Annotated in this window: 15 protein-coding genes; 3 read left to right on the forward strand and 12 right to left on the reverse strand. The window is 67.4% G+C overall.

Annotated features, from left to right (window positions below; genetic code table 11):
• Window positions 1-3 precede the first annotated feature (3 nt).
• Both typA and ACWJI3_RS12005 read right to left on the reverse strand, forming a co-directional pair.
• Window positions 4-1,812 (reverse strand): translational GTPase TypA, encoded by a 1,809-nt coding sequence (gene typA, locus ACWJI3_RS12000; RefSeq protein WP_094513110.1) that lies wholly within the window; start codon window positions 1,810-1,812, stop codon window positions 4-6.
• Window positions 1,813-1,873: 61 nt separating this feature from the next.
• A complete protein-coding gene (locus ACWJI3_RS12005) occupies window positions 1,874-2,617 on the reverse strand; it encodes a M15 family metallopeptidase (protein ID WP_255101280.1) in 744 nt (247 codons plus the stop codon).
• A 128-nt stretch (window positions 2,618-2,745) separates the two neighbouring features.
• Between ACWJI3_RS12005 and chlP the strand changes: the two genes are divergently transcribed.
• On the forward strand, window positions 2,746-4,146 hold the full coding sequence (gene chlP, locus ACWJI3_RS12010) for a geranylgeranyl reductase (protein WP_255101279.1): 1,401 nt from the start codon (window positions 2,746-2,748) through the stop codon (window positions 4,144-4,146).
• An 84-nt stretch (window positions 4,147-4,230) separates the two neighbouring features.
• On the opposite strand, the gene glyS is transcribed toward chlP, so the two are convergent.
• Window positions 4,231-6,399 (reverse strand): glycine--tRNA ligase subunit beta, encoded by a 2,169-nt coding sequence (gene glyS, locus ACWJI3_RS12015; RefSeq protein WP_480203811.1) that lies wholly within the window; start codon window positions 6,397-6,399, stop codon window positions 4,231-4,233.
• Window positions 6,400-6,588: 189 nt separating this feature from the next.
• Between glyS and ACWJI3_RS12020 the strand changes: the two genes are divergently transcribed.
• Window positions 6,589-8,352: an NADPH-dependent assimilatory sulfite reductase hemoprotein subunit gene (locus tag ACWJI3_RS12020; protein ID WP_480203812.1), complete on the forward strand. Its 1,764-nt coding sequence runs from the start codon at window positions 6,589-6,591 to the stop codon at window positions 8,350-8,352.
• Window positions 8,346-8,723: a hypothetical protein gene (locus tag ACWJI3_RS12025; RefSeq protein WP_094513115.1), complete on the forward strand. Its 378-nt coding sequence runs from the start codon at window positions 8,346-8,348 to the stop codon at window positions 8,721-8,723. Before ACWJI3_RS12020 ends, ACWJI3_RS12025 begins: the two co-directional genes overlap by 7 nt.
• Here the strand turns inward: ACWJI3_RS12025 and ACWJI3_RS12030 are convergent.
• The 9 genes from ACWJI3_RS12030 to devC form a co-directional block, all read right to left on the reverse strand.
• Window positions 8,657-9,406, reverse strand: a complete 750-nt coding sequence (locus ACWJI3_RS12030; protein WP_255101275.1) for a M15 family metallopeptidase — start codon at window positions 9,404-9,406, stop codon at window positions 8,657-8,659. The two genes, ACWJI3_RS12025 and ACWJI3_RS12030, sit on opposite strands and share 67 nt — an antisense overlap.
• 22 nt (window positions 9,407-9,428) lie before the next feature.
• Window positions 9,429-11,993: an ATP-dependent DNA helicase RecG gene (recG, locus tag ACWJI3_RS12035; RefSeq protein WP_480203813.1), complete on the reverse strand. Its 2,565-nt coding sequence runs from the start codon at window positions 11,991-11,993 to the stop codon at window positions 9,429-9,431.
• Window positions 11,951-13,513, reverse strand: coding sequence for a hypothetical protein (locus ACWJI3_RS12040; RefSeq protein WP_255141192.1), 1,563 nt, complete (start codon window positions 13,511-13,513; stop codon window positions 11,951-11,953). Before ACWJI3_RS12040 ends, recG begins: the two co-directional genes overlap by 43 nt.
• A gap of 40 nt (window positions 13,514-13,553) precedes the next feature.
• Window positions 13,554-14,216 carry a translation elongation factor Ts gene (gene tsf, locus ACWJI3_RS12045; protein ID WP_094513118.1) on the reverse strand — a complete coding sequence of 221 codons (663 nt, stop codon included), beginning with the start codon at window positions 14,214-14,216 and terminating at the stop codon, window positions 13,554-13,556.
• A 62-nt stretch (window positions 14,217-14,278) separates the two neighbouring features.
• Window positions 14,279-14,992, reverse strand: coding sequence for a 30S ribosomal protein S2 (gene rpsB / locus ACWJI3_RS12050; protein WP_094513119.1), 714 nt, complete (start codon window positions 14,990-14,992; stop codon window positions 14,279-14,281).
• 143 nt (window positions 14,993-15,135) lie between these two features.
• Window positions 15,136-16,068 (reverse strand): glycosyltransferase family 2 protein, encoded by a 933-nt coding sequence (locus tag ACWJI3_RS12055; protein ID WP_255141194.1) that lies wholly within the window; start codon window positions 16,066-16,068, stop codon window positions 15,136-15,138.
• Between the two features lie 113 nt (window positions 16,069-16,181).
• Window positions 16,182-16,337, reverse strand: a complete 156-nt coding sequence (locus ACWJI3_RS12060; protein WP_011129965.1) for a hypothetical protein — start codon at window positions 16,335-16,337, stop codon at window positions 16,182-16,184.
• Window positions 16,338-16,557: 220 nt separating this feature from the next.
• A complete protein-coding gene (locus ACWJI3_RS12065; protein ID WP_094513461.1) occupies window positions 16,558-17,253 on the reverse strand; it encodes a DevA family ABC transporter ATP-binding protein in 696 nt (231 codons plus the stop codon).
• Between the two features lie 86 nt (window positions 17,254-17,339).
• The gene (gene devC / locus ACWJI3_RS12070; RefSeq protein WP_255141195.1) at window positions 17,340-18,524 is read right to left on the reverse strand and encodes an ABC transporter permease DevC; all 1,185 of its coding nucleotides are present in this window, start codon (window positions 18,522-18,524) and stop codon (window positions 17,340-17,342) included.
• Between the last annotated feature and the right edge of the window lie 6 nt (window positions 18,525-18,530).

An 18,530-nucleotide genomic window follows, 5' to 3' on the forward strand; every position in this document is an offset into this window, starting at 1 on the left:
GGCTCATCGCTTGGCGGCCTTCTTCACCGGCAGCTTGCGCAGCCGGATCGATTCCGGGGTCACTTCCAGCATTTCGTCCGGCCCGATGTACTCAAGCGCGCGCTCAAGCGTCATCTGGATCGGGGATTGAAGCGTGTCGAGCACTTCAGCGCCTGCCGAGCGGATGTTGGTGACCTGCTTGGCCTTGCAGACGTTCAGCTCAAGATCGGGCGGCCGGTTGTGTTCGCCCACGATCATGCCCTTGTAGACCTTGGTGCCAGGCGTGATGAAGAACTGGCCCCGATCCTCCGCGCCCTTGAGCGCGTAGAAGGTGGCGGTGCCTTCTTCGAAAGCCACCAGTACGCCGTTCCGGCGGGCATCGAAATCCCCCTGCATGGGGCGGTATTCGAAGAAGGAGTGGCTCATGATTCCTTCGCCGCGGGTGGCGCGCACGAACTCACCACGGAAACCGATCAGGCCGCGGGCCGGCACCACGAATTCCAGCTGGGTGCGGCCGTCGTTGCCGGTTTCCATGTTCTGCATCTCGCCCTTGCGGGTGCCGAGCTTCTCGATGCAGGAGCCCACCGCATCTTCGGGAACGTCCATCACCAGGGTTTCCACCGGCTCGCATGGTGTGCCGTCGATCGTGCGGAAAATCACCTGCGGCTGGGACACCTGGAACTCATAGCCTTCGCGGCGCATGGTTTCGATCAGGATGCCCAGGTGCAGCTCACCACGGCCGCTCACGGAGAAGCGATCAGGGGAGTCGGTGTCCTCCACCCGCAGCGCCACGTTGGTGAGCAGCTCCTTCTGAAGGCGGTCACGCAGCTGACGGCTGGTGACGAACTTGCCTTCCTTGCCGGCAAAGGGGGAATCGTTGACCACGAAGGTCATCTGGAGGGTGGGTTCATCCACCCGGATCAAGGGCAGCGCTTCGGGGTGATCGGGGCAGGCGATCGTTTCGCCGATGTTCACCTCATCGAAGCCCGCCACGGCCACCAGATCGCCGGCGCTGGCCTGCTCAATCTCCACCCGCTGCAGGCCCTGGAAGCCGAGCAGCTTGCTGATCCGGCCGCGCTTGATGCTGCCGTCGTCGCGGATCAGTGCGGCGCTCTGGCCGGCCTTGATAGTGCCGTTGTGGATGCGGCCGATCATGATCCGACCCAGGAAGTCGGAGTAGTCGAGCGTGGTGACCTGCATCTGCAGGGGCTTTTCAGGGTCTCCGACCGGCGGCGGCACATGGCGCAGGATGGCGTCGAAGAGCGGCTTCATCGTTTCGCTCTCGGTGGCCATGTCGGGCTTGGCGTAGCCCCCCATGCCGCTGCCGAACAGGTAGGTGAAGTCGCACTGGTCGTCGTCGGCGCCGAGCTCGAGGAACAGATCCAGCACCTTGTCGACCGCCTGTTCCGGGTCGACGCGGGCGCGGTCAATCTTGTTGACGAACACGATCGGCCGCAGGCCCTGCTCGAGCGCCTTCTTGAGCACGAAGCGGGTCTGGGGCATGGGCCCCTCGTTGGCGTCCACGATCAGCAGGGCACCATCCACCATGCCGAGCACCCGCTCCACCTCGCCGCCGAAATCGGCGTGTCCGGGGGTATCGACGATGTTGATGCGTACGCCGGCGTAATCAACCGCGGTGTTCTTGGAGAGGATCGTGATGCCGCGCTCGCGCTCCAGGTCGTTCGAGTCCATCACGCAGGTGGGCACAGCCTCGCCGTCCCGGAAGATCCCCGACTGCTGAAGCAGGGCATCCACGAGCGTGGTCTTGCCGTGGTCAACGTGGGCGATGATCGCGATATTGCGAATCGGTGCGCTCTGGGAAGCGGCGCTCATGCGTGATCTCTCCTTCAATCCTTTCTGACGCAACCACTACCGGTTGCAATGAACCTTCACCCTATCCCAGCCCGCTCCGCTCAGATCCCTGCAGCTGTCGGGCCGGTTCGAACATCCGCAGCGCCTCCGCTGATCCCTCGAAGCGCCAGTGCCATGGCTCGTAGGTCACGCCCTGGGCATTGCCGCGCGGAAACGAGAGTTTGAAGTGGTAGCGGTTGGCATTCTCCTGCAGCCAGCGGAAGGCGGGAGTGCGCTCGAAGTCGACACTCAGGTTGGCGGCGGGCCGGCCGCCATCGCCGAGATCGACGGCGTAGCCGGTGCTGTGCTCGGAAAAACCCGGTGGGGCGCTCACCTGGGCGCGCTCCTCGGCGCTCTGGTTGCGCTCCGATTTGACACCAAAGAAAATCTGCTGCTGCAGATCCACTGAGCGGAAACCGCTCAGCAAGCGCAGATCCACCCCATCGGCGGCCGCTTCCCGCTGCATGGCGAGCAGCTCGACGGCAGCCTCTGTATGCAGCATCAGGCCCGGCGCCACGTTGGTGAGCTGGTCCGTCGGCGCTTCCGCATAGGGGAAGTGGCCCAGCAGCCGCCCATCGCTGCCCAGCCGTGCATCGATCCCGGGGACGGGGGGAGGGGTGAGCAACTGGACCAGCGGCTCGCGGAAGCGAAAACCCAGCGCGCCACCGCCCACCACCAGCACCATCACGGTGCCGAGCACCGCGCGCAGCGATCGTCCCCGGGGTGGCCCGGGGCGCAGCGAGCGCTGAGCCACCGGGATGTCGTCGCCCTGATGACGCGCGGACATTCGCGGGGGCAAAGGACGGGGCTACAAGCTTGAAACAATCGTAGGGGCCAGGCCCTTCGGCGCCTCAAAAGCCGGAACAGGAGTGTTAGCTTCCAGCCCAGGATCGTTCCAGCGGAGCAGGTTTCAAGATGTTGCGAGTCGCAGTGGTGGGTGGCGGCCCAAGCGGTTCCTGTGCTGCGGAGGTCCTCGCCAAGGCGGGCATCGAAACCTGGTTGTTTGAGCGAAAGCTTGATAATGCCAAGCCCTGCGGTGGTGCGATTCCGCTCTGCATGGTTGATGAATTCGACCTGCCGGAGTCGATCATCGACCGCAAGGTGCGCAACATGAAGATGATCTCGCCCTCCAATCGTGAGGTGGATATCCATCTGGACAACGCCGATGAATACATCGGCATGTGCCGCCGCGAAGTGCTTGATGGCTTCCTGCGCAATCGGGCCGCCGAGCTGGGCACCCACCTCGTCAACGGGCTGGTTCAGAGCATCGACACCGGCAAGAACCGCCAGGGCCCTTATACCCTCAAGTATGCCGATTATTCCTCCGGTGGCCCTACCGGTGAGATCAAGACTCTCGAAGTGGATCTGATCGTCGGCGCCGATGGGGCCAACAGCCGCGTTGCCAAGGCGATGGATGCTGGCGACTACAACGTTGCCATTGCCTTTCAGGAGCGCATCCGTCTTCCCAAGGAGGAGATGTCCTACTACGAAGACCTCGCAGAAATGTATGTGGGCACCGATGTGTCCCCGGACTTCTACGCCTGGGTCTTCCCCAAGTTCGACCACGTGGCCGTTGGAACCGGCACCATGCAGGTCAACCAGGCCTTGATCAAGGGGCTCCAGAAGGGCATTCGGGAACGGGCCTCCGCCCGCCTGCTCAATGGTGAGGTGATCAAGGTGGAAGCTCACCCGATCCCTGAGCATCCCCGCCCGCGTCGGGTGGTGGGTCGCATGGCCTTGGTGGGCGATGCCGCCGGCTACGTGACCAAGAGTTCCGGTGAAGGAATCTATTTCGCCGCCAAGAGTGGCCGCATGTGCGCCGAACAGATCGTGGCAGCCAGCAGCTCTGGAGCAACGATTCCCACCGAAAAAGATCTCAAGGTCTACATCAAGAAGTGGGACCGCAAATACGGTGCCACCTACAAAGTTCTTGAGCTTCTGCAAAACATCTTCTATCGCAACGACGCTGCCCGCGAGGCCTTCGTTGAAATGTGCGATGACAAAGATGTGCAGCGTCTCACCTTCGACAGCTACCTCTACAAGCGGGTGGTGATGATGAACCCGTGGCAGCAGATCAAGCTCACCCTGCTCACCCTCGGCTCCGTGCTTCGCGGCCAGGCGCTGGCCCCCGCCGGCTACCAGCCGGTGAAGAGCGCTGTCCGCACCCAGGCAGAGATGGAGCTCTTCGCCGCCACCGGTTCCCTGCAGCCCCGTCAGGCTGAGGGGCTGGCCGCCGACATCGCCCCCACCCCGTCAGCGGCAGGGTCCGTCGTGACCGAAGCCGAGGAACGGGAACCTGCCCTGATGGGTCACTGAACTGACTCCTCAGCGCCTCACTGGGGCTCTGCCCAAATCCAGGGGGAGTCTTGGCGGTCTTTTGTCGTTGACAGGCAGCGCCGATCACCCATCAAGGGCACTGAAATCGGCGAGCACCTCTGACTGATTGGTGAGGACCGCCAGCAGATTCAGCCGGTTGGTGCGCACGGCCATGTCGTCGCACATCACCATCACGCTCGTTTCGCCATCGAAGAAGGCCGCCAGCGCTCCCGCACCCTGGCCGAGGGCTGCGGCGAGACCGCTGTAGTCGATGCTGCCTGCCTCTCCGCAGGCCAGCGGCTCAATGTCCTGCACCACTGCCAGCAGTTGCGCTTCGCTGCTGGCAGTGAAGCGGGCTGGCTCCACCACGCCATCAGCCCGTAGCACCTGGCCGCTGAGCTCGCTGTGCTGCGCCAGCCGCGCCGCACGCTGCACCACGGCCTGAACCTCCTTGAGGGCGCCGCTCGCCCGAAGGTCCGCCAACACCTGGGTCCGCTCCCAGGCGTCGATGGGTTGGCGCAGCAGGCGTTCCCCTTGGACCGTGGCACCCGCCACCGCCCTTACCAGGTCAGCATCGAAGCCTTCCTCCTCCAGCTGGGCCACCAGCCGCTGGCGCAGAAACTCCTGCAGCTCCAGTGACAGGGCGACGGAATCCACCCCAAGGCCTGGCAGCAGCGCCTGCCAGTGCGCCGTGGCGCCCTTCAGCAGCGCGTTCAGATCAAGGCGCCAACCCTGGGCGTGGAGCACCTGCAGCAGCCCGTTGGCGGCCCGCCGCAGCCCGTAGGGATCGGAAGACCCGCTCGGCCGCTCCCCTTTGGCGTAGATGCTGAGCAGCAGCTCCAGGCGCTCCGCCATCGCCACCACCGCTCCGGCAGCGGAGCTGGGCAGGCGATCGCCGGCACCACGCGGCAGGTAGTGCTCCAGCACAGCCAGGGCCACGCCGCGCGATTTGCCTTCCTCCAGCACGTACTTCGCCCCGATCACCCCCTGCAGTTCCGGGAATTCGCCCACCATCTGGCTGACCAGATCGTGCTTGCAGAGTTCGGCGGCGCAGCGGGCGGTTTCGGCGTCGTCGTCCGCTAACGCCAGTGCCTCCAACAGGGTGTCGGTGAGCCAGCAGATTCGTTCGGCGCGCTGTTTCAGGCTGCCCAGGCCTTCAGCAAACGTGACCCGCTCCAACTGACTGAGGCGGCTGTGACTGCTCACCCGGCGGTCTGCGTCCAGGAAGAAGGCGGCATCGGCCAGCCGCGCCCGCAGCACCCGCTCGTTCCCCCGGCGCACTGTTGAGGCCGCCGCCTCCAGGCCGTTGCCGATGCAGAGAAACCTGGGCAGCAGTAAGGACCGGGCCGAGAGCGCCAGAACATCCGCCTGGGCGCCCACAGGCTCCAGTGGCACATAGCGCTGGTGGGAACGCATCACCGTGCTCAGCACCTCGGGGGGCAGGGCAAGGAAGTGCGTATCGATGCTGCCTTCAATCAGCGAGGGGCTCTCCACCAGATCGACCAGCTCCTCGAAGAGCGCCTCCGGCAGATCGGGCCGGGCGCCGGCGGCGGTGGCTGCCGCCTCCAGCTGCTGACGGATCCACTGGGCGCGCAGCTGGCGGTCGACCTGTACCCCGGCGGCGGCCAGCTCATGCCTGTAGGTGCACGCCGCCGTGATCGACACCTCCGACTGCACGAGTCGGTGGCCGCGGCTGAGGCGGCCGCTCTGGATGCAGGGATCGGTAGCCGGCAACTGCACGGGAATCACCCGCTCATCAAGCAGGGCCACCAGCCAGCGCACCGGCCGGCTGAAGCGACTGTCTCCCTGGCCCCAGCGCATGAAGCGCCTTCCCTGCAGGGCATCGATCCAGCCGGGAATCAGGCCGCTCAGCAGCTCGAAGGTGGGCTGCCCCTGCTGCCGCAGGCGGGCGAAGACGAATGGCCCTTTCGGGGTCTGGCGGACTTCAAGTTCGCTGGCGTCCACGCCGCAGCGCCGGGCGAAGCCGATGGCGGCGGGAGCCGGCTCCCCGTTCACGAAGGCCTGCTCCGCCGGTGGGCCCTTGCGCTCCTCTTCCTGATCGGCCTGGCGCTCCGGCAGGCCACTCACGCACACGGCGAGGCGGCGGGGCGTGCTGCTGCACCACAGCGACTCCAGCGGCAGCTTGTGCGCGCTCAGTGCCTGGCGCACCTGCTGCTCCAATTGAGGGAGGGCCATCCGGGCGAAATCCGCCGGCAGTTCCTCGGTGCCGATCTCCAGCAGGAACGTGGCCACGCAAGTGTCTCAACAGCCACCGACTGTATTGAACGCCAGTGACGACGCGGCTGCTTCGCTACCTTCAAACAACCTGGTAGCACCAACGTGACCGTGACCCCCAACCGTGTTCGCAAGTCCGTGGGGGAACGGGAGGCTGAGGGTGGCCCTTCAGAGGGTGGATCCACCAAGCCTGCAGCAGGGCAACCGTTGGCTGCCACTGGGCAATCAACGGCTGGGCAACCAGCGACTGCCAACGACCTGCCACCCACCAAGTTCGAGCTGCTCAAGGCGGCCAGCGGCCATCTCAAGGAGCCGCTGGCCACCGAACTGGAGAACGACAAGCCGTTCTTCACGGACGGCGCCGTCCAGATCCTCAAGTTTCACGGCAGTTATCAGCAGGACAACCGCGACAACCGCCAGAAGGGCCGTGAAAAGGACTGGCAAATGATGCTGCGGCTACGCAGCCCCGCCGGGCGCATCCCGGTGCCGCTCTATCTGGCCATGGACGACCTGTCCAACAACCTCGGCAACGGCACGCTGCGGGTGACCACCCGCCAGGCCTTCCAGATGCACGGCATCGCCAAGGCCGATCTGCGCGAGGTGATCGGCACGATCGTGCGCGCGCTGGGTTCCACGCTGGCGGCCTGCGGTGACATCAACCGCAACGTGATGGCCCCCGCTGCCCCCTTCGAGAAGGGGGGTTACCCCGCCGCGCGTCGGTTGGCGGATCAGATCGCCGATCTGCTGTCGCCGGAGGCCGCCGAGGGCTCCTATCTCGACCTCTGGGTGGAAGGGGATCACAGCTACCGCTTCAAGCCCGACAAGCCGGTGCGTGAGGCACGCGAGCGCCAGCGCGAAGGAGCCCTGTTCAGCGGTGATGCCTCCGAGCCCCTTTACGGCGGCACCTACCTGCCGCGCAAGTTCAAGGTGGCCGTCACGGTGCCGGGCGACAACTCCGTGGATCTGCTCACCCAGGACATCGGCCTGGTGGTGTTCACCGATCCGAGTGGGCGCCTCAGGGGCTGCAACGCCTACGTGGGTGGGGGCATGGGCCGCACCCATAACAAGGACGAAACCTTTGCGCGCACTGCCGATCCGCTCGGCTACGTGGCTGCCGAGCATGTGCTCGATCTCGTCCAGGCGATCGCTGCCCTGCAGCGCGACCACGGCGACCGCCAGGTGCGGCGTCACGCCCGCATGAAGTACCTGATCCACGACCGGGGCATCGCCTGGTTCAAGCAGGAGCTCAAGCGCTATTTCCCCCATCCGATCCGCGGCCTGCAGAACGAGCCCACCCCCCGCCTCGCCGACTACCTGGGCTGGCATCGCCAGAGCGCCAATCTCTGGTTCGTGGGCCTGCCCCTGCTCTGTGGCCGCCTCGAAGGCGAGCGCAAGCAGGGGCTGCGAAAGCTGGTGGAGACCTACCAGCTGGAGGTGCGGCTCACTCCCAACCAGGACCTGCTGCTCTGCAACATCGGCACCCCCCAGCGCAGTTCGGTGCGCTCCGCCCTGGCGGAGCTCGGCTTCCAGGCCCCCGAAGCTCCCGATCTGCTGGCCCGCCATGCGATCGCCTGCCCGGCCCTGCCCACCTGTGGTCTGGCCATCACCGAATCGGAACGCATCCTTCCTGAGGTGCTCGATCGCCTCGATGCCCTGCTGCGGCGCCTGGACATCGAGAAACCCGTGCTCGTGCGCATGACCGGCTGTCCCAATGGTTGCGCCCGCCCGTACATGGCGGAGATCGGTCTGGTGGGCAGCGGCGTGGAGCAGTACCAGCTCTGGCTGGGGGGCACCCCCAACCTCACCCGTCTGGCCAGTCCCTTCCTGGAGCGGATGCCCCTGGCGGAACTGGAGAGCACCCTTGAACCCCTGCTGCGGGGCTGGAAGGCGGCCGGTGGGCGGCGCAGCTTCGGTGAGCACGTGGCCCAGCTGGGTGATGTGGCCGTGCGTGAGGCCCTGGTCGGATGTTGATCCGGCCGCTGCGGCTCGCTCTTGTGCTCGCCGCCCTGTCCATGGCCGGGCCCGCAGCCCTCAGCCAGGACCGACGCACACCTGCCGTCCCGGTGCAGACGTTCGAGCCGGATCCCCTCACCTGCAAGCGCGACAACCTGCTGGCCGCCTACCGGCGCCAGCTCAACCAGTTCGCCAGCCAACCACCGAAGGTGCTGGCCCGCCTGCGGGAGGTGCAACTGGAGATGGGCGAGGCCACCTTGAAACGCTGCGCCGCTCTCGGCCATCTCAGCCGGCCGGAGGCGGAGCAGATCTGGCGCGAGTTTCAGCTGATGCCGCTGCCCACCGCCACCGTGCCCTCTCCAGACCCAGCGCCTGTCCAGCGCCCGTAGCAGGCCTGCGCAGCGCCGCTGCGCCAGGCCCACAGCTGATCACCATGGCTGAAGTGCCACCACTCGTTGGGGTGCTGACTGAACCCAGCTGCCGCCATCACCGCCTGCAGCAGCAGCCGTCGCTGGTGCCAGCTCGCCGCTGGGCCGGTTGGATCCTCTGCGGCAGCGTCGGCGTAGTGCCCAGGCTCTGAGACCGCGCCGATCGCATCGATGTCCCCGCCCATTCCCAGCAGCGCGCCTGCCGGCCCGGCCAGGGTGAGATCCACGGCTGCCCCTGTGCTGTGCGGCGGCGGTGTGGCTGGATCGGCACTGGGCGGGGCCCAGAAGCGGCCCACCTCTGCGGCCACGGCCTCGCGCTCCGGCCCCGGCCGCTCGGGATCCACCCCACGGGCTCGGCATTCCTCCCGCAGTGCGTGCTCTACCATGAACGCCTGCACCGCCAGCGGCCGCCAGGCATCAAACACGGCCAGCCGCCAGCCATTCTGCTGCTGCTGCAGGGCGTCCTGAGCCTGCAGCAGACGCTCCACCACCCCCTGGCGCAGGCGGAAGGGGCAGCCGGCCTGGCCATAGGGGGCCCCGAGAGCCGCATAAGGGTGAGGCTCGAGCCGGAGCAGCTCGGGGGGGAGTGGGATCAGCGGTTCGCCGTTGTCTTCGATCGGGACCGAGCTCCAGGGACGCGGCACGGCGGCAGACCAGGGGACAGGCTCAATTCAAGCGAGCCGCTTCCGCCTGCCGCTGGCGCTGTTCGGCCAGGGCCAGGGCCAGGCCCGGGTGCCGCTGCAGCTCCGGATCCGCCGCCAGCAGCCCCTGCGCCACGGCCCGTGCCTGTTCCAGCACGGCGCCATCCTCCGTGAGGCTGGCCAGGGCCAGATCGGGCAGCCCCGATTGGCGCGTGCCGAGCACCTGCCCGGGGCCCCGCAGTTGCAGGTCCATTTCGGCGATCTCGAAGCCGTCGCTGCTGCGCACCAGCACCTCCAGCCGCTGACGGGCTTCGGCGTTGCGGCTGTCATTGATCAGCAGGCAGTGGGAGGCGGCGGCACCGCGGCCCACCCGCCCCCGCAGCTGATGCAGCTGGGCCAGGCCGAAGCGCTCGGCGTGCTCGATCACCATCACGCTCGCGTCCGGCACGTCGACACCCACCTCCACCACCGTGGTGGCCACCAGCACATCGCAGGCGCCGCTGGCGAAGGCAGTGATCGCCTCCTGCTTCTCACTGCTGGCCATGCGGCCGTGCAGCAGCCCCACCCGCAGCTGCGGGAACACCTCCTCGCTCAGCTGGCGGTGCACCTCCACCGCCGAGCGCAGGTCGAGCTTCTCGGATTCCTCCACCAGCGGCAGCACCACATAGGCCCGCTGCCCCAGTGCCACCTGCTCGGCGATCAGCCTGTAGGCCTCCTGGCGCTCCCCGCTGCGCAGCAGCCGCGTGCGGATGGGGGTGCGGCCGGGGGGCAACGCATCGATCTGGCTCACCTCGAGATCTCCGTGCACCGAAAGCGCCAGGGTGCGGGGGATCGGGGTGGCGGTCATGGTGAGCAGGTGGGGCTGGACATCCTTCCCCAACAGCCTGTCGCGCTGCCGCACCCCGAAGCGGTGCTGCTCATCGACCACCACCAGACCGAGCCGGGCGAACTGCACCGGATCCTCCAGCAGGGCGTGGGTGCCCACCAGCAGCTGCAGCTGGCCGTTCGCCAGGTCCTGCAGCAGCTCACGGCGCCGCCGCTGCGGAGTGGAGCCGGTCAGCAGCGCCGCGCGCACATGCAGCTGGGGCAGCCAGTCGCCGAGTTTGCGGGCATGCTGCTCGGCCAGCACTTCGGTGGGAGCCATCAAGGCCCCCTGGCAACCGGCTTCGATCGCCGTGAGCAGGGCGGCAATGGCCACCACGGTCTTACCGCTGCCCACATCCCCCTGCACCAGGCGTGCCATCGGCTGGCCCCGGGCCATGTCGGCGCGGATCTCCGCCAGCACCCGCTGCTGGGCGGCGGTGAGGGGGAAGGGCAGCAGCGCCAGGAAGCCGCCCACCAGGCTGCCGGCGCCCGTGTTCACCGAGAGCGGCGTGGAGGGCCGGCGGCTCTGCTGCAGGCGTCGCTGCAGCAGCCGCAACTGCAGCAGCAGAAACTCATCGAACACCAGCCGGTGACGGCTGGCCTGCAGATGATCCCGGTCGCGGGGATCGTGCAACCCCTGCAGCGCCTCCCCACGGCCCATCAAAGCTTCCCGCTGGCGCAGACTGGCCGGCAGGGGATCGGGCCAACGCACCGCCGCCTCCAGCACGACCCGCAAGGCCTGCCGCAAGCGTTCGGCGTTCAGGCCTTCGGTGAGCGCGTAGACCGGCAGCAGCCGGCCGATGCGATCGGAGCGCAGCGGCGCATCCGGGCGCTCCAGCACCTCCATCAGCGGATCCTGGAAGCAGGGGCCGTAGGGCGAGTCCTTGACCAGGCCGCTGGCCACCACCGTGCAGCCGGGCGGGAACTGGCGTTGCTGGGCTTTCAGCCAACCCGGCGTGCTGAAGCGCTTGCCGATCAGAAACCGGCTCACCCGCAGCCGGCCCGTGATGTCCTGCAGCTGCAGCTCCAGGATCGAGAGGTTGGGATTGCGCGGGCTGGCAAAGGCATGGCAGCGCTTCACCGTGGCGACCACGGTGGCCGTCTCGCCGGCGCGCAGGGCACCGATCCGCGCCAGGTTCGCGTAATCGACGTAGTCGCGGGGGTAGTGGCGCACCAGATCACGGGCCAGCAGCAACCCCATGGCGGCGAGCTGGGTGGCGGTCCTGGCGCCGATGCCACGGATCGCCCCCAGCGGCGTGTCGGGTTCGATGGCCGCCTGCCCCTTGCTTACGCCGCTGGTGCGTGCATCGCCGCTGGTTGCACCTCTGCTGCCTGCCGCAGGCGCGGGCGCCTCGCGCCGCGGCAGCCGCGGCGGCGCCACGGTGGCCGGTGGGTCGAAGGAGCGGCGCAGGGCATGCAGCCGCTCGCGGCACTGGCGCACCAGGGTCTGCCGGCGGGCGGGGCTGAGGCCGCTGTAGCCCTCAAAGCCGGCAGCCAGCTCGGCCAGGGCGCGTTGATCCTCCGGTCGCTGGGTCAGGCCGTCCGGTGGTTGGCGGCAGCTGCGGGCCAGGAAGGCGCTGAAGCACTCGTGGCGGCCCTGCAGGTCGCCGAAACCGCGTTCCGCCTCCACCCTCAGGGCCTGTTGCAGGGTGGCCAGCCAATCGCCCGCTGGCGAGCCCGGGGTCAGGGCTGAACCGGACCTGCCATCCGACTGTCCTGCAACCACTGCTGCTCCGCCTCCAGGGCGAGGGTGCGCCGCTGCCAGTGTCGGTAGTTCCGGGCGACCGTGCGCAGTTCGCTGCGCCGCTCTTCCAGCCGGCGCCGGCTGGTGCGCAGCCGCGGCTGCTCAGCCTCGAGATCAGGGCCGCGCAGCAGCAGACCGAACGCTTCCATCGGCGCGGCCATGCCATCGGTGCTGAAGGGCAGAGACAGGCGCAGCAGGTTGGCGGGAGCCGGCAGTGCTTCGATCTGCCCGCGCAGCACCGCATCCAGCAGGCTCGCCGGCAGCAGGCTGCGCGTGAGGCCCAGGCGCAGCAATTCGAGGTTGATCGCGTGCGAGAGATTGCGCAGACGCCGCTGCAGGGCGAGGTCGAAGGCGCCCCACCAGTGCAGCAGCTCCAGCGGCTGGCGCGGCAACAGATAGGGCGCCTCGCTGCTGTCGTCTGGGCCGGTAGGCGAGGCGGACGCTGATACGGCGCTCCCCTCGCTGTCGTCATCGAGATCCTGATCGCCGTCGTTGTCGGTGTCCCTGGCCGGAGCAGGCAGGCGCCCCATCGCCTCGCTGGCCATCGCGAACAGCGCCTGGAACACATGGGCGGGTTCGCCGCCGGCGTCGAAACCACTGGCGGCCTGAGTGGCGGCACGATCTCCCTGGCTGCCGCCTGAGCGGTTTCTGTGCCGGCGGTGGCTGCGGCCACCATCGTCTCGGACGTCGTCGTTTCGGCCTACACCGTCTGGATCGGCGTCGTCATCTTCGGGGTCGGCGTCGATGAGAGCGTCATCGTCGGTGTCGTCTTCGTCTGCGTCGTCGTAGCTCTGGGCGTCGTAGCTCCGCCCGTCGTCCGCATCGGCGCCGTCTGGATCGTGGTGGCCGCTGTGCGCGTCGTCCTCATCCTCGTCCTCCGTGTCGCCGCCGCCGTACGCAGCGGCGCGGCCGCCTTCCTCCTCGCTGCCGCTGGTGAGCGCGGCCAGGCCGGACAGCCCGCTCAGGCCCGGCAGGCCGGCGGCGAACAGATCGGCACTGAGCGGCAGATCCATGCCCAGCTGCACGGAACCGCGGGGCAAGCCCATCGCCTGGCCGGAGTCTTGGCCAGAGCCGTCGCCGGATGGGCCAGGGGTGTCATCGCCATGGGAAGACTCTGTAGCTTCCCCAGCGGCAGCAGCCATGGCGGCCAGCAGACGCCGCTGCTCCCGCCGCCGCAGGCGCTGCTGTTCAGAGCGCACCTGGCGTGCCAGCACGATCAGCTGCTCCACCGTGAGCAGAGCGTTGCAGCGCTGCACCAGTTGCTGCAGGCGCTGCTGCAGTCCAAGCCGCTCGGCGGTGTCGAGCGCCGTGTAGCGCGCCGGCACCACCTGGGTGGCCAGGTGAAAGGTGGCCTGCAGGACTGCCTGCGGCAAGCCGGCCCTCAGCACCTGGAGGTAGAGGGCCAGATCCCGATACAGGGCCTGATTGCTCTGCTCCATGCGCTGGCGCAGCTGGTGCAGGTGGGCCTGGGCTTCCGTCAGTGCCGTGGCGCTGGATTCCAAGGCTGACACTCCACGGAGAGGAGGACTCCGGCGGAGCCGCTCAAGCGCTCGGGCCGCTCATGGCCGCCACTTCAGCGGCGAAATCGCTGGCTTCGACTTGGATGCCCTCACCCAGGGTGTAACGGGTGAAGCGCCGCACCTGGATGTTTTCACCGACCTGACCGGCCACCTGCTTCACCAGTTCGGCCAGAGTGATCGCGCTGTCCTTGATGAAGGGTTGCTCCAGCAGCGCGAGCTCTTTGAGCCGCTTGCCGATGCGTCCCTCGACGATCTTCTCCTTCATCTTGTCGGGCTTGCCGGCAAGATCATCGCGGCCCATTTCGATGCTTTTCTCGCGCTCGACGATTTCCGGGGGGATCTCCTCGGTGCTCACGTATTCGGCGTTGGGGCAGGCGGCGATCTGCATCGCCACGTTGCGCAGCAGCTCCTGGAACACATCACCGCGGGCGACGAAGTCGGTTTCGCAGTTGAGTTCAAGCAGCACACCGACGCGAGCGCCGGTGTGGATGTAGCTGCCGATCGCCCCTTCCGCTGCTGTACGACCGGCTTTCTTCTCCGCAGTGGCAATGCCCTTCTGGCGCAGCCATTCGGCGGCCTTGGTCATGTCACCGGCGTTTTCGGCCAGTGCCTTCTTGCAGTTCATCATCCCTGCGCCGGTTTTTTCGCGCAGTTCCTTGACGAGCTTTGCTGAAATCTCAGCCATGACAGAAACGGAGGGGGAGAAGGGAGAGGGAGTGAAGAGGCTGAGGGAGGCGGAGGAGGGCTTCAGCCCTCGTCGTCGTCGCGGGGTTCCTGGGCCCCATGGCGACCTTCGTTGATCGCATCGGCCAGGCGGCCCAGCACCAGCTGCACGGAACGCACGGCGTCGTCGTTGCAGGGGATCGGCACGTCGGCCAGGTCGGGGTCGCAGTTGGTGTCAAGCATCGACACCAGGGGAATGTCGAGTTTGCGGCACTCCAGAACGGCGTTGGTTTCGCGGCGCTGGTCCACCAGCACAACCACATCCGGCAGGCGGCGCATGTTCTTCAGACCACCCAGATACTTCTGCAGCCGCTCCAGCTCGCGCCGCAGCACGGCCGCTTCCTTCTTCGGCCGCATGGCGATGGCGCCGGAAGACTCCATCCGCTCCAGATCCTTGAGGCGATCGATGCGGGCGCGCATCGTGCTCCAGTTGGTGAGCATGCCGCCCAGCCAGCGCTGGTTCACGTAGGCGGCGCCGCAGCGGGCAGCCTCCTGAGCAATCACTTCGGAGGCTTGTTTCTTGGTGCCCACGAACAGGAACCGCTTGCCAGCGCGCGAGGCGCTGCGGGTCCATTTGTAGGCGTTGTTCATGCAGACGGCGGTCTGCACGAGATCGATGATGTGGACCCCGTTGCGCGCGCAATAGATGTAGCGCGACATCTTGGGATTCCAGCGGCGGGTTTGGTGCCCGAAGTGGGCACCCGCCTCCATCATTTCGGAGAGGGTTACGACAGCCATGGGTGGAGAGGGTTTCGGGTTCGCCTCCACCTGCCTGGGTTCAGCACGAAGCGACTCGAGAAAGAGGCGCCCTTGATCGTGTGAACACCCGAAACGGACAGGTGTGCGGTTTGTGGGGACCACTCAAATTACCAAACGGGCCTTCAGCGCAGCCCTGCGGCCCTTGCTTCCCGGTAAAGAGCCCGCACGCCAAGCCGGTTGAGTGGCAGCCGCAGCAGCTCCATCGCCAGCCCCGGCTGGCCGCGGCGGATCAACCAGGCCAGCAGGGGCCGCAGCGTGCGTTCGTTGACCAGCCCGCCGAGGGTGAGCACCTCCCACAGCAGCCGGTGCAACCAGGTGAACTGGATGATGAAGCGCACCCTGCGGGTGGGGTGCTTCCGGTAGAACACCAGGCCCATGCGCGCCCGTTCCTGCTCGATGCGCACCAGATCGGGCAGTTGTTCCAGGCGCAGGGCCGGATGCCAGTGATACCCCGCCGCTGCAGGGCAGCGCACCAGCTCCACCCCGAGCTGCCTTAGCCGTTCGCCCAGTTCGAGGTCTTCCCAGCCGTAGAGCCGGAAGCCGGTATCGAACAGGCCGGCCTGCTCCAGCAGTGCCCGGTCGATCGCCACATTGCCGGTGGCGAAGTAGGCCCACGAGAGATCGCTGAGCTTGTGGGGTTCGCTGCGCGGGTCCTCGAAGTTGGAGGTGTTGATCACCGCGCCGTAGGTGAAGCAACGGCGGTGGCCGTGCCGCTCCCAGTAGGCGACCAGGGCCTCGGCATGGGCCAGCAGGAAGCCGTCATTCACCACCAGGTCGCTGTCGATGAACACGATCACATCGCCGCGGGCATGGGCGACGCCCCGATTGCGCCCTTCCGCCGGACCGCCATGGTCCTGTTCCACCAGCCGCACGTGGGGGAAGCGGCCGGCCTCCTGGCGCAGCCAGGCGGGGGTGTCATCGGTGGAGCCGTCGTCGACCACCACCACTTCGTAGGCCTCGATCGGGGCTCCGAGCCGCTGCTGCTCCAGCGCGGTGAGTGCCTTCTCGAGGATGGGCCGGCGGTTGTAGGTGGGAATGACGACGCTGAGAAACATGCGCCTGAAACGAAGGGAGGACGGGGGAAGCCGGAGGGGAGGGCGAATCGAGAGGCAAAAAAAGGGACCCCGCAGGATCCCTTTCCATTGATCAAGGGGCGTGGCGCGACGGCTCAGTCGGCGGCGCCACCGTTGTTGGCGGTGCCGGTGACACCGTTGCCGGCACCTTCACCGCGACCGTCGTTGCGGAGCTTGCGCTTCTTGAATTTGCGGGCGTAGGAGCGGTTACGTTCCTGCTTTTCCTTTTTGAGGTTCCGGCGTTTCGCCATGGACGACCTGGGTACGGGAGATCGTTCACTCTAGCCAATGGGTTCCGAGCGGCTTCAGCTCGCCCAGCCAGCACTGCCCTTTCGCACGGCCCTGGATCGCCGTCGTTTCAGACGGCCCAGTTTCACTGCGGCAGCTCAGCTGAAGCTCATGGCAGCAGATCACCGCCGCAGCTCACAGCTGTAGTCAGCTGCTCCGCTGGAGCGCAGCTTCCGGGCCCCCTCAGTGCGCTGTCGCAGCGATCGCCAGTGGCGCGGACGACAGGCGACCGTCTTCCATTTTCACGAGCCGGTCGGCCACATCAAGGATGCGCGGATCGTGGGTGACCATCAAAACGGCGCACTGTTGCTCGCGCGCCAGGCGCTTCAGCAGTTCCACCACCTCGCGGCCGCTCTGGCTGTCGAGGGCGGCGGTGGGTTCATCCGCCAGCAGCAGGCGTGGATGGGTGGCCAGGGCCCGGGCGATCGCCACCCGCTGCTTCTGACCGCCCGAGAGGTCGTGGGGCAACTTGCCCAGGTGATCGCCGAGCCCCACGGCCCGCAGCCATTCGCGGGCCTGGTCGCGGCGGGCGCGGTAGCCAAGCCCCGGCAGCAGATCCGCCCCCATCTGCACGTTCTGCTCGGCCGTCAGGCAACGCAACAGGTTGTGGCCCTGAAAAATCATGCCGATGCGGCGCCGCAAGCGCTGCCGCTCGCCGCGGCCACTGTTCTCCAAGGCCTGGCCCAGCACACGCACGTGGCCCTCCTGCACCTGGCGCAGCGCCCCCACCAGCGTGAGCAGCGTGGTTTTCCCGCATCCCGACGGGCCGGTGAGCAGCACCACTTCGCCCGGGTCGATGCGCAGATCCACGTTCTGGATCACCTGCCGGCGCATCGTTCCCTTGCCATAGGAATGGCAGAGGCCGCTGATCTCCACCATGGCCGAGGCGTTGGCGCCGGCATCGGCTCTGCCGTAGTCGGCTGGGCTCGTGACGGTGCTGGTGACGGGGGACATCGGCGCAGGGCTCAGAAGATTTCGGCAGGATCGGCATCGCCGAGCTTGCGCATGGCCAGGGCTGCGGAGCCCATGCACATCACCAGGATCAGGCCGAAGATCAACAGGGAGCGGTTGGCTTCCATCCCCACCGGCAAGCGCGTGGCGGAGCGCACCAGGTGGTAGAGGCCAGTGCCGGCGGCGTAGGCCGGCACATAGCCGAGCACGGCCAGCAGGATGCCCTCCCGGGCCACCACCCCCAGCAGGGTCACAAGTGGGTAGCCCATCGCCATCAAGGTGGCGTACTCGGGCAGGTGGTCGCTGACGTCGCTGTAGAGGATCTGGTACACGATCACGCAGCCCACCACGAAGCCCATGGCGGCACCGAGCGTGAAGATGAACCCGATCGCGGTGCTGGTGCGCCAGTAGTCCTTCTCGGCTTCCTCGAACTCCTGCTTGGTGAACACTGTCACGTCGGCGGGAAGTCGCTCCCGCAACCGCTGTTGCACCACCTCTGGGGAAGCGCCGGGCCGAAGGCGGATCAGGCCCAGCTCGATCGCCCCCGGCGGGGTGTTGGGTTTGAGCCGCAGCAGGGTTTCGGTGCTGGTGATCAGGTTGCCGTCGGCGCCGAAGGAGGGGCCCAGGGCCACCAGGCCCGCCACCCGCACCCGTTTGCCATCCACCTCGGTTTCCACCGTCTTCCCTTCGCGGAACCACGGACCCACCGGCCCGAACTCCGGCCTTGAGGCCTCATCGAACAGCACCCGGTCGCGCTGGGTGAGCAGCTTCGCCTTGGCTGCCAGGCCCGGGTCGGTGAACAGGGGATCGTTCGGCTCGAAGCCAAGCGCCAGGATCTGACGGGTGGCGAGCGTTTCAGGGTTGCGCCACAGCAGGAAGCTCCAGTGCACCGGGGTGATCCCCTGCACCGCAGGGTCACCGAGGGCCTGCACGAGCCGGCGGCGCGGAAAGCTCGACATGCTGATCGAGCTCATCGTGCGCGGGCTCATCAGCACCAGGTCGGCGTCGAACAGCCGGTGGATTGTGATGCTGGCGTCGAACAGGCCGTCGCGGAAGCCCAGCTGCATGAACATCAGGATGCCCGCGAAGCTGATCCCCGCCAGCGCCACCAGCAGCCGCATGGGCTGACGGGTGAGCAGCAGCCAGGCCAGGGGGATGCGCCGGGCGGCCCAGAGATCCCCGAGCAAGGGGACGCGCATCACGGC

It is taken from the genome of Marcopretia estuarina LEGE 06307, assembly GCF_056633115.1.